The organism is Psychrobacter sp. UBA3483, from assembly GCF_002377905.1.
In the GTDB taxonomy this organism is placed as follows: domain Bacteria; phylum Pseudomonadota; class Gammaproteobacteria; order Pseudomonadales; family Moraxellaceae; genus Psychrobacter.
In genome coordinates this window covers 181564-193508 of sequence record NZ_DFQS01000005.1, presented here as the reverse complement: position 1 = coordinate 193508, position 11945 = coordinate 181564, and the positions used below count along the sequence as shown (strand labels likewise).

Genomic DNA, 11945 nt, shown 5'->3' with positions numbered 1-11945 from the left:
TTTTGCATAGCGCTTAAGCCTTATTTGCCATTAACCCCTTGCCGTTAAACAGTTTGCATTGAATCTTTAAGGGAAAATAGCGTAATACATTTTTAACGATACAATACAAGCGCAAACGATGACTACAAGATATGTCAATCATGGCAAAACAAGTCGCCATAACCGAAAAAATAACGTATTTATAATAGGCATAGATGGCGTCAGCTGTTAAGCTTAGCGGCGCTTCGAATATTGCTTTGAACAATATCATTATAGGCGTCATACTCAGTGCTACCATCGGTAAAAACAGCCCATAAATCAAGCCCATTTTAACCAGTGCTTTATTACATTCAGTTCCACTAAGGTCACTCATTTATGTCGATGTTCAGTATAGAACCAAGTAACTTATCGTTGAGCTTAACTCTCGGCCTTACCTTAGGTCTTAGTGGATGTCAGAGTTTGCCAAAGCAGCCGCATTTGCCTGAAAGCCAAGCTTTATCCGCGCGTATTGACGCCTTATACCAGCAAGACAGTCGCGAGCAAAATAACAATCAGAAAGACGGCCAACAAAATAGCCCAAATACCAATGCAAAAACGGATAGCACTGACCTAGTAGCGGCTATCAGTGAACAAAACGAGATTCATCCTGATTTATCGGGCTATCATCCGATTGTGACAGGTGCCAATGCCTTTGCTTCGCGCAGTATTTTGACCAACATGGCCACGCGTAATATCGACGCCCAATATTATATCTGGCACGATGACCAAGCCGGACAGCTGATGCTAAAAGACTTATGGGACGCAGCCGAGCGCGGGGTCATCGTTCGTTTGTTGTTAGATGATTTTAATAATAGCGCCAAATTCGATCAGCATTTATTACGTTTTGCTAGCCACCCAAATATCGCGGTACGTATTATCAATCCATTGATGTACCGTAAATTTCAAACCTTGAACTATGTCACGGGTCTACCGCGCATCAATCGGCGCATGCATAATAAAAGCATGACTTTTGATAAGCAAATCACCATCATTGGCGGGCGTAATATTGGCGATGAATACCTAAGTAATGATAAAAACAGCCAATTTGCCGATTTAGACGTGTTACTTATCGGTAAAGTGGTCGCTGACATTGACAATAGCTTTGCAAGTTATTGGTCAGCGCCGATTTCATTTGACATCCAAACCCTTGCCACCCTTGATAAAGGCGAAACCACGGATTTTCTAGAAGGGTTAGACAAACTCAGGGCCGATGAGAAAAACAACAGTACAAGCAGCTTAGATATTTACAAAACCGCTATCGAAGACTCCTCCATTGATAGTGACCTCATCAATAAGCGCGTGCCTTTTCGCTGGACTGACATGCAATTTTTAAGTGATGACGTTGGCAAATTAACCAAAACTGTCCCAGCCGATACCAATTTGGTGCATCAGCTGCGTACTTTATTGGGCAGTCCAACCAAACGCCTGACGATTATCTCATCCTATTTTGTCCCCACCAAAGACGGGGTCAATACGCTGGTCGAGCTGGCAGAAGCTGGGATTGATATCAAGATTTTGACCAACTCCTTTGACGCCACTGACGTGACCGCGGTGCATTCTGGCTACAGTCAATGGCGCCCAAGCTTATTGCGAGCCGGAGTAAAAATCTACGAGCTAAAATCGACCGCCTCTGAAGAAAAACGCGAAAACAAGCTTTGGAAGGCACGCAGTCAATCGTCCACCAGCTTGCATGCCAAGACTTTTGCTGTCGACGACTATCAAGTGTTCATCGGCTCGTACAATGTCGATCCACGCTCCGCCAACATCAATACTGAGATGGGCGTCATTATCAATGATGAAGAGCTGGCAAAGCAATTGCATAGCGCACTCAGCGATGACTTATTAGGGCAAGCCTATGAAGTTAAGTTGTTAGAAAATGGCAGCTTGCAGTGGCATACCGTAGAAGCTGGTGAAAAGGTCGTTTACGATTCAGAGCCGCGCGTCGATATTAGTGATCATGTTTGGTTGGCCATTATGTCGTGGCTACCGATTGATTGGTTGTTATAAGTTGTTATAAATAGCCAAACCTTTTTAGCGCACGACCTTTATTCGATACGCTTTATTTACCCATTTTAATAAACCCCTTTTTATGTGGATGCGTGATCTATTATGCCTTCTCGTTCTCAATATGCTCTGATGTCTTCTAAAGATAGAAATGCTGTGCTGTTTATCTGCTTTAGCAGCGCAGTCGCGTTCTTTGATTTTTTGATTTACTTATATCTTGCTGATATCATCGCTGCCGCCTTTTTTCCTGCTAATACCAGCGCGGCGATGGCAAAAATTCAAGGGCTTGGGCTGTTTGCGATTGGGTATTTGGCACGCCCATTTGGCGGCGTTATCTTTGGACGCTTTGGTGATATCAGCGGTCGAAAGCCGATATTATTAATGAGTATTTTGGTGACAGCCGCAAGTTTGCTGGCGATGGCTTGCTTGCCAACCTATACCCAATGGGGCATGGCGGCGCCCGCTTTATTCATTATTTTGCGCCTGATACAAGGAATGGCGTTTGGACTTTTTGTGCCTTTAGCTTGGGTTTTTGTGTCAGAGCATGTACCGCGCCAATATTTGTCAGTCGCTTGTAGTTATGTGACGGCGAGCTTTTTTGTCGGTGTACTATTTTCTAACGCCTTTTTTCTTTGGTTGACCAACTCCATGACCACGGAGCAACTGGCCGCTTATGGCTGGCGGGTACCATTCTTTATGGCAGCCATCCTAAGCGTGGTGCCTCTCTTGGCGTGGCGCTGGATAGATGAATCGCCGTTTTTTATCGCCATGAAAGCCGCAAAACCACGAGACTATATTGCCAAACCCTTTATCCTGCTCTTTAAGCATTGTAAGCATTCTATCTTTATCGGTTTGCTGCTCACCTTTATCATAGCCAGTATCACAACGGTTGTTATTCTGCTCCTACCCGATTTAATTGAACTGCGCTTTACCTTAGACACGGATTTATTTGGATTTTCACACAGCTTGGGTATTGTGTTTATGATTTTTGGCTGTGTGTTTTATGGCTTTATATCCAACCATCAAAACTTCGGTAAAGTATTGGCTATTGGCTCTATCTTATTAATTGCGCAGATGTTTGCGTTCTTTTATCATCTGCAAGCAAGTGGCGATTATATTCTTATCATGTATGCGCTGTTAGGGTTTTGCGCCGGTATTGTGGGGATGGTGCCCGCCATTTTGGTGCAATTATTTCCAACCAATGTGCGCCTAACTGGCATGGCGCTTTGTTATAATGTCGCTTATGGGATTGTCGGAGTGTTGGTGCCTTTTGGACTGGGTTATGCGACTTTATATATCAGTTTTTCGCCGGCGCTATACATTGCCTTTGTTGGCTTTATCGGCATTATCGTGGGTATTTATTTTTATAACCTACCCGAATTCAAAAAAATTGATGAAGTGATTTAATAAGTTGCTAGCTACTGATAGCTCTATTTGGCATTGTCATTGATTTTCCCATTTTTTAATCTCATTAGACTGATTAATAAAAGAGCGCCTTACCTCTATAATGCGTGGTGCTCTATCTGTTATTTTTTAGCATCTAATGAGACTTACACTTAAAAACACTGAGGCTTTACCCTAATGGTTGATATGACCAACAAACGACTTTCTGTTGCGCCCATGATTGACTGGACAACGACAGATTATCGCTACTTTGCACGGCTGTTTAATCCGCACGTTTATCTTTATACCGAGATGATTAGTACCGGTGCGCTGCTCCATGGCAATCGCGCGCGGCATCTGCGCTTTGATACGCTTGAGCAGCCGCTGGTGCTACAACTTGGCGGCGCAGATATTAGCGAGATGACCCAATGTGCCCAATTTGCCCAGCAGCACGGCTATGATGAGGTCAATATCAACGTTGGTTGCCCCTCTGATCGTGTCCAACATAATAAGATTGGCGCTTGCCTCATGGCAGAGCCGCAGACGGTTGCTGATTTGGTCAAGCACATGCAGGCAGCGGTCGATATTCCGGTGACGGTCAAGCATCGTATTGGTATCGACGATTTTGACAGTTATGAGTTTATGGTAGATTTTGTCGAAAAAGTCGCAGCGGCAGGTTGTACACGCTTTATTGTCCATGCCCGTACGGCGTGGCTACAGGGCTTGAGCCCGAAACAAAATCGCGAAATACCGCCACTGCGTTATGAGGATGTTTACCGTCTCAAACAAGACTTTCCAACGCTTGATATCGAGATTAACGGCGGTATCGAGACGATTGAGAATATTAAAACGCATTTACAGCATGTCGACGGGGTGATGATTGGACGGGCGTTTTATCACAACCCGTACTTGTTGGCAGAAGCCAATAGTTTATGGGGCGAACCTAGTCCTAAGCGCTCAGATATTTTAGCGCAGTTGTACCCTTATCTAGAAAAACAAATCGCTAAAGGTGAAGCACTACCAACGATGACGCGGCATTATCTGGGGTTGTTTCAAGGCTTAACAGGTGCGCGCAAGTGGCGACAGGCATTGAGCGGTAAACCGCAGCTAACAATTGATGATATTAAACGAGCCGCTGAAGAAGTCTTAGTCTTAAATTCAAATGCTTAGTCATCAATCACTATAAACATAAAATAACAGCTAATGGGTGCATAGCTAATTGGTGCATAGCTAATTGATAGAGACATTCATCAATTAGCTATTTGACGTTTATATACAAACCTTTAACTAATTTCCGCTAAATACTGCGCCATCGCGGCGCCATTATTAATAATATGTAGCAGCATCGGTAATACTAGCGAGCCTGACTTGATACGCGCATAGCAAAATATCAATGCCAATACCACAATAGTGCTGATCTCATACATGCCATATTGCAGATGAATCGCTGCAAATATCACGCTGGTCACTAAACTTGCAACTAATGCGCCGCGATGCTCTGCGTTGGCTACGTTTGAGAACTGCTCAGCAATAGCCGACCACAACAATCCACGAAATATCAACTCTTCATAAATTGGCGCGACAATCACCATGGCAAATATCAATAACCAGACTGAGCTGACAGACTGATATAAAGGGTCGACGAAGACCAACGGTGATTCATTGAGCAGGTAAGTTAACGCTTGACTGCCAATCATAAATATCAGCAATAACCCTAACATACCGATGCCAACCGACCATGAAAATGGCTGTAGCGCCAGATACTTTCTTACATTGCCGCCCCTCACCCGAATCAATAAAACGCTGATTGCCACCAATAATACACAGCCGATAATGATAGAAAGACTGACCACCGTACCATCATTGCTACCAAAAAAGAAAATATCGCCCATAGTGGCATTCTTAGTAGCGGGCAATACCAGTTTTCCCGCAACATAGACGCCGATTAATTGACTGATAAAAAGCGTCACTACCATCCCAATGACCAGCAGCAACGTACCCAAACGTGAAAATAGCGGTGCTGACTTAGGGATAGTCGTCAGAGTAGCTGTGGTGGTCGCTTTTTTTAGCATAAATCGTCACTCAAAAAAGTGTGCTAGCTGCTCACATTACATTTATCCTAACCTCGAGGATTCACAACCATCGTTTATTTTGGCAACTGCTTTTTGATAAGCTCAAGCACTTGACGCGCCACCGACTCTGGGTGCTCAAGCGGGAACATATGACCGCCGGCGTGGGTTTCATAATCGATAGTAAGGCGTGATTTGATTTGCTGCGGGAAGCGGCGCTTAAGAAAGATACTGTCTTCACCAATGATAAGCGTCACTGGCGGTTTAGGCGCACGGTTTGGGGTCAGCCAATACCATGACGGGTTGGTACGAAACACTTCGACTTCGCTAGCTTTAGGGATTGCCAAGGTTACTTTGCCGTCCGCACGCTCATGTAAACCATGCTCGATATAGCCTTGAAAACTACGCTCATCGAAATCTTTAAAAAAGCCCTTATGACGCAGCTTATCATAGGCGTCTTCGCGGCTATCCCAAACATCACGGCGATGCTTAGACACGCCCGCTGGCGACAGCTTATCCATCAAACGATTATTCATCAGCGGTAATCTATCGACGGTTTTGGCCAAATGCCAGAGCAGGCTGACTTTGCCATAAATCCATGGTGGATCCATCAGCACCGCTTGCGCAAATATCTCCGGCGCACGGTATAACGCCTGCATAGTACACATGGCACCAAGCGAATGACCGATACCCACCACCTGACTCACGCCATGCTGCTCACACGTGCGTTTAACGCTATCAATAATCTGCTGGGTCAGGCTTTGCCAATGGTTATCTACTGGATAATCGGGCGTATTACCCAGCATAGGGATATATTCAATGGTAAAAAATTCAGCAAGCGGGGCAAAAAACGGCGCATAAACGGCGCTTGGCATACCATTGGCATGGGCAAAATGAATGACAGGTTTTTGAGTTATCTTAGACTTGGGTAGTGACGCAAAGGTCTGTGGATTAATGGCACTCATGACAAGCTCTCAGTAATTTAAATAGCTGTTTATTATAATAATCGAAATTTATATACAATTAAGGCTGAGCATAATCATATACTCAGCCTTAACAATCATACACATTAAATATGAAATATAAAGCGCTTAGCGCATCTGCGCTTGACCCTCTTCTTGCGGTAACACATCAAGCTTGATACTTGAGCCAAGACCTGCGCCTAACTTAACGGCAAAGCGATCCATAAACAAGCTAAATGGGTCGGTCGGCGTATAATTGACGACGTTATCGAGCTTCAGCTTCTTCTCTAAAGTCGAAATACTGCCCTTTTTGTCAGCTAAGCCCAGCTCAATCGACTGCTCGCCGGTCCAAAACAGCCCTGAAAACAGTTTATTTTCCTCAGGATTCTTTAGACGATCGCCGCGACCTTCTTTGACCGCATTGATAAAGTGCTTATGAGTATTGTCCAAAACTTTTTCGACGTGCTGCTCTTCATAATCAGTGAGCGGACGTGACAAGCTTAAGATGTCTTTATACTCGCCTGCGGTAATGGTGCGGTCTTTAACGCCAAATTTATCCATTAAGCCTTCGATATTATAGCTTGGCATAATCACGCCAATCGAACCGACTAAGCTTGATGGATTGACATAAATCTCATCCGCAGCTGAGGCGATATAATAAGCGCCCGAAGCACCCATATCACCAATCACCGCGTAGAGTTTTTTGTCAGGATATTCTTGACGCAAATCCATCATCGTCTGCCAGATTTCATCAGACTGTACGGGTGAGCCGCCGGGCGAGTTGATGTCAAGCGCCACGGCTTTGGCATTACTGTTTTCAAAAGCGCGCGTTAAGGCCTCATTAACATCGTAAGCATTGGCGACATCACCACTACTAATCGTTCCTTGGATTTCAACCACCGCCAAATGCGGCTTACTGGTATCCACGCCTTCAAGCCCGGACGGTGTTTTGGTACTACAACCGCGACCAATGGTCAAAAATATCAATAAAATATAACCAAAGGTCAATAGCTTAAAGAAAATACTCCAGCGACGGGCGCGGCGCTGCTCAACCACACTGGCCAATAACGTATTTTCAAGCAGTCGCCACTCTTGTCCGCTCGGCTGATTTTGCTGCAGCGGCGTTGGCTGATTTGCCGAGTTGTCAGGACGTTTGTTAGGGTCTGGTGGCCAGTTGGGCATATAACTTCCTAAGTCAGAAACAATGTAAAACGATGAAAGAAATAGTGTTAGAACTTAATAAAGCAAAAAATTAATAAAACCGCAATAAAGATATTTACTTAGACAATTGCGTTTTTTAGCGCTTTGATAAAGTTGAATAAGCTACTAAGTATGGTGGCATTTCGCTCATGGTTCAATAGCAGAACTGTGAAATAGCTTGATATTATAAAGGCGACAGCTTATAGGAGCGAGGTATTTTATAAGGATAATACCAATAAGTCAGATTATAAGGTTAATCCTTACTATCGGCCTCAAAAGCTAGAGCGGCATCGAGTGACTTATTATCATAAGTGATTATCTCATGGATTTGTTGCGCCCTTATTGCATCTGCAGAGATATGCGAAGAGCTGTGCCCAAGCCATGTTGTGCTGTTTATGACATTACCTAAGGTGTTGTTTAATGAGTTCTTTAAAGTGTCATTTTTAGTATTCGGTTCAATCGCGCATAATAACGACCACATTTGCCACACGCGCGGATGGGTATCGACATTTAAAACCAAACGTGATTGAGCATTTTTAATCTGAGAAGGTGTCACTTTGTTATCGGACTGAAGTGTTTGTACTTTAGTAGCTAATGATTTGAGCGGGTCAGCAGCATTGTAGTTTATCACGTGAATAGGCAGTCGACTGTCAAGTTCAAGCGTACAGTCCCAGACACTGGCATCGTTTATTTTGCTCCAACCTGTGAGAGCTTGCAACGTTAAATCACCATTGGCGAGTTGCCAAGTTTTACCTTGCTCACAAACTTGAGCACTGATGGTTGCATGAGTTTTATTTTTACCAGATTGACTGGCTAGTTGATAAGCGCGCTGGAGCTCGGGCCAACGCTCACTACGCCCTGCTTGCCAATACTGAGCGGTTGGGAGACGTTGACTTAGCTCAGCGACGGTTATTGGTAGCAGCTCAGAGTCGTTTGGCTTATAGATGGTCTGCTCCAATGACTGACGTTTGTTATTTGTTAATGTCGCTAAAGATGTCGTCAAGGCCGCGCTACTGCTTTGCACCACGATACCTTCTAGACGCTTGATAGATAAGCTGCGCAGTTGCTGCTCTAGGGTCGCAGATAACTTGTCAGCGGTTAGCGTGCTTGGCATCGTACGAATATCATAAGGCCTATGATCGGCTAAAATTAACCAGCTAACGTTTGTCTTATTATCTTCATTATTTAGCACAGGGTATTGTAGCACCGCCGCGCTTAAATATTGGTCGCCCGTTGGCAGAATATAGAGAGTCGGAGTCATGGTTAACGACTGCTGATTGGCGTATACCGTCATAACCAGTAGCGTTAACGGCGCTAGCGCGAGCCAACGACTGATAAGGCCGCGCGGTAATAGCCACGGCAGCATCGCCAATAATACCATCAGCAAAATTGCCATATTCACTGGCGTATAAAGCCATGCCCCTGAGAATATCGGTAACGCCGTTAGCCACGTGATAAGCTCGTGTAAATGAGCGACGAGAGCAATCACCAGTGCCCAAATAGCATCTGCTAACGTGGGCACGATAAGATAGCACAGCCCAGCCAGTAAATTTAGCGGTACAATCACCCAACCAAATAAACCGATGGCAAATAAATTAACGATAAGCCCTAACAGTGATGCCTTACCGAATAACAATAAAGTAATAGGCAGCAGGGCAATAAATAGCCAAAACTGTAATTTGAACAGGCGTTTAAATCCCAACCATGTACGTTGAAGTATCTTCGCATTTTTATTGTCATTAGAATTCGTAGTCGTTAAGCTTGCAGACTCTGTTTGACTCCATGCTACTGAACTATCTTCGTACTTTAATAGCAGCGCTACCGCTATAAAGGACAGCCAATAACCAGCCTGCCACAACACATACGGGTCGAACCATGCCATCAATACTGCCAGCGCCAACAATATACGCATGGTACTAATTGGCAATAGCGTTAAGCGTATCAAACCTATGGCTAATAACATCCACGCGGTACGCGCAGCAGGCACATCAAACCCAGTAAATAAGGCATAAATAAAAGCCGCGCTCATCATAACCCACCAGCGCAATTGCCAGCGCGGGATATGACGATAGAGAGAGGGATAAAAACGATTCAACAGTAAGACTACCAACCCCGCTAACACAATCGCTAAAAATAAAACATGCGTTCCTGAGATGGCCAATAAATGAGAAATACCTGCCAGCTGATATAAATCTTTGGTACCGCGATTGATTAAACTCCGATCACCGGTCAGCAAACTCAAAGTCACCGCTTTTGCTTGCTGCTCTGCGAGAGTTTGCGCTGCCCAATCCTGATAAAAATGCTGACGTAGTTGCCAACGTCCTTGGTCTATCGCGTTACGAAAGCGGTATAAATAAGAATTGTCCGCTTTAGACAATGCTGCTGAGCCATTAAACAGAATAGTTGAGGTACTGGTCGCTAATATCGTGGCAACCCCATCGATATGTCGCCCTCGCAACCACCGATAACTATCAAACCCCGTTGGATTGTTCAGCGCTTGCTCAGAGTTAGCAAGTGGGGCTAGCGTCAAAGTCATCAATAACTGATCACCTGGCTGCAAATCATTTAAATCTATAGTCTCCGATTTATTCTCAGTACTTTTTTTAGAAGATTTTTTAGGTAGCGGCTTTTTAGAGAAAGATTTTTTTGGATAAGCATTTAGCAGTACACGATATTTTCTATTTTCGAAAGCTGTAGAATCTTCAGAGTTAGCTTCATTTGAATCATGATTGTTCTCATTAAAAATGCTTAGGCTATTATTAACATCCACTCTATAATTAGCACTCAGTTTGTCCAAATCCTGCGACGTTATCTCGGACAGTAAAGGCGATATATGGCTAATGGTAGCAACCTGCCGATAGCCACTATTACTTGCGTCGTCATAGACACTATCACTGATGCCTTCGATGCTCACCAACGCTTGCACGCGCACCGTTTGTTTGATGGCATTACTTTGCGCCTGTTGCTGATTTATCAAAGCGAGCAGCCCACTACCAGTAATCAGCGCCACTGCTAATCCTGCCATTAATAAATGATGAGCAAATTTATAGAGTAATGATGATGTAGAAGATGGGGTTTTAGCAGCATTTTGAACAGCAAAATTTTGAGCAGAGGAATTTTTAACATACCTCTTTTTAGCGTCAATCGAGGGTGAAAACGCAATGTAACGCTGATTGATAAATAGCAGAACGATGGTCAAAGCTATTAATAATAACGGCAAGATAGAAGATGTGCTGAGGTCTGGTAATAAGGAGCCAACAGGCAGCGGCATAGTATCTGCGACGGCCAAAACCCCCATCATAACGATGATTATCAAGCTACCAATTAACCAGTACACCAGCGCTCCTCGCTTGCTTGATAGCTCGTCCATTGCATATAAGTTGTATGATGGATAATGACTGTTCTAAACATTGAACCAACCATCAAGTGAGCAAACCGTCAAGCGATGGCATTTATGTGGCTATTACCCTATACTTACCAGAAATATTGCAATAGTGATTATTCAACATTATCTAGCCGCTTTTCTGATAACATTTATAGCTATATTTTTTATTAATAATATCACTGTATATCAGCCCATCAATATGATTGAGCGGGCTGAAGATAACATGTAAAGGCGATTCTGTGCCAAACAAACGTCTAAAAGACCTACTTCCTACCCCTGAAAAAATCTTAGAAAGTCGCTCATTAAAACTATTTGCGCCGCAACTTGCCGACCCTCGTTTATGGCATTTTAATCGCCATAGTTTAAATAAAGCGGTTTATATCGGTGTGCTCAGCGCATTTTTCCCCCTGCCAGGACAGATGTTGCTGGCTTTAATCGGCGCGCTTATTTTTCGTGCCAATGTGCCGATGGCGCTTGGTCTGACTTGGATTACTAACCCGCTGACGACTCTGCCGGTGTTTTATGCTGGCTACTATATCGGTGCCAAAATCCTTGATGTGCCGATGATTAGCTTGCGCATTATCGGCAGAATGATTTCTGACTTTAGCTTATGGCTCATATCTGATGGCGCCAATCCTTTCATCACTTATAAAGGTACGGTATCTATCGCCGCTTTTTGTCTAGGGCTAACAATTTTAGCGGTCATCAGTAGTATTGTCTGCGGTTTGGCGTTTAAAGCCATCTGGCGCTATAAGACTGTCACCAGCTGGCAAAAACGTCAGAAAGACTCTGCTGAAAAAACCAGCAAGCATGAATAGCCTTAATTATTAATAATCGATCTTGTCGCGTCAGTCATCTTATAAAAATAGCAGCATTTTATAAAGTTGGAAATATCTTATAAAATCATTGCCCAATTTGTAAGCG

9 protein-coding genes are annotated in these 11945 nt (G+C 44.0%); 4 read left to right on the top strand and 5 right to left on the bottom strand.

What is annotated here, in order from left to right; translation table 11 throughout:
- Positions 1-13 precede the first annotated feature (13 nt).
- Positions 14-352, bottom strand: coding sequence for a hypothetical protein (locus B2866_RS01585; protein ID WP_296189943.1), 339 nt, complete (start codon positions 350-352; stop codon positions 14-16).
- A 2-nt stretch (positions 353-354) separates the two neighbouring features.
- On the opposite strand from B2866_RS01585, the gene B2866_RS01580 reads away from it, so the two are divergent.
- From B2866_RS01580 to dusA, 3 genes are all read left to right on the top strand, one after another.
- Positions 355-2025: a phospholipase D family protein gene (locus B2866_RS01580; RefSeq protein WP_296189940.1), complete on the top strand. Its 1671-nt coding sequence runs from the start codon at positions 355-357 to the stop codon at positions 2023-2025.
- 102 nt (positions 2026-2127) lie between these two features.
- Positions 2128-3429, top strand: coding sequence for an MFS transporter (locus tag B2866_RS01575; RefSeq protein WP_102076639.1), 1302 nt, complete (start codon positions 2128-2130; stop codon positions 3427-3429).
- A gap of 174 nt (positions 3430-3603) precedes the next feature.
- Entirely contained in the window at positions 3604-4575 is a 972-nt protein-coding gene (gene dusA / locus B2866_RS01570; RefSeq protein ID WP_296189937.1) for a tRNA dihydrouridine(20/20a) synthase DusA, read from the top strand.
- A gap of 113 nt (positions 4576-4688) precedes the next feature.
- On the opposite strand, the gene B2866_RS01565 is transcribed toward dusA, so the two are convergent.
- From B2866_RS01565 to B2866_RS01550, 4 genes are all read right to left on the bottom strand, one after another.
- The gene (locus tag B2866_RS01565) at positions 4689-5477 is read right to left on the bottom strand and encodes a CPBP family intramembrane glutamic endopeptidase (protein WP_296189935.1); all 789 of its coding nucleotides are present in this window, start codon (positions 5475-5477) and stop codon (positions 4689-4691) included.
- 74 nt (positions 5478-5551) lie between these two features.
- A complete protein-coding gene (locus tag B2866_RS01560) occupies positions 5552-6439 on the bottom strand; it encodes an alpha/beta fold hydrolase (RefSeq protein ID WP_191692557.1) in 888 nt (295 codons plus the stop codon).
- Positions 6440-6565: 126 nt separating this feature from the next.
- Positions 6566-7618: a signal peptide peptidase SppA gene (gene sppA, locus B2866_RS01555; protein ID WP_191692556.1), complete on the bottom strand. Its 1053-nt coding sequence runs from the start codon at positions 7616-7618 to the stop codon at positions 6566-6568.
- Between the two features lie 271 nt (positions 7619-7889).
- Positions 7890-10973: a ComEC/Rec2 family competence protein gene (locus B2866_RS01550; RefSeq protein WP_296189925.1), complete on the bottom strand. Its 3084-nt coding sequence runs from the start codon at positions 10971-10973 to the stop codon at positions 7890-7892.
- 287 nt (positions 10974-11260) lie between these two features.
- Here B2866_RS01550 and B2866_RS01545 point away from each other — a divergent pair, with 287 nt between their 5' ends.
- The gene (locus B2866_RS01545; protein WP_068404088.1) at positions 11261-11839 is read left to right on the top strand and encodes a DUF2062 domain-containing protein; all 579 of its coding nucleotides are present in this window, start codon (positions 11261-11263) and stop codon (positions 11837-11839) included.
- Positions 11840-11945: the final 106 nt, after the last annotated feature.

Coding starts and splice junctions, on each gene's coding strand:
- B2866_RS01580 (WP_296189940.1), top strand. CDS start 355: ATGTCGATGTTCAGTATAGAACCAAGTAACTTATCGTTGAGCTTAACT.
- dusA (WP_296189937.1), top strand. CDS start 3,604: ATGGTTGATATGACCAACAAACGACTTTCTGTTGCGCCCATGATTGAC.
- sppA (WP_191692556.1), bottom strand. CDS start 7,618: ATGCCCAACTGGCCACCAGACCCTAACAAACGTCCTGACAACTCGGCA.
- B2866_RS01560 (WP_191692557.1), bottom strand. CDS start 6,439: ATGAGTGCCATTAATCCACAGACCTTTGCGTCACTACCCAAGTCTAAG.
- B2866_RS01575 (WP_102076639.1), top strand. CDS start 2,128: ATGCCTTCTCGTTCTCAATATGCTCTGATGTCTTCTAAAGATAGAAAT.
- B2866_RS01565 (WP_296189935.1), bottom strand. CDS start 5,477: ATGCTAAAAAAAGCGACCACCACAGCTACTCTGACGACTATCCCTAAG.
- B2866_RS01585 (WP_296189943.1), bottom strand. CDS start 352: ATGAGTGACCTTAGTGGAACTGAATGTAATAAAGCACTGGTTAAAATG.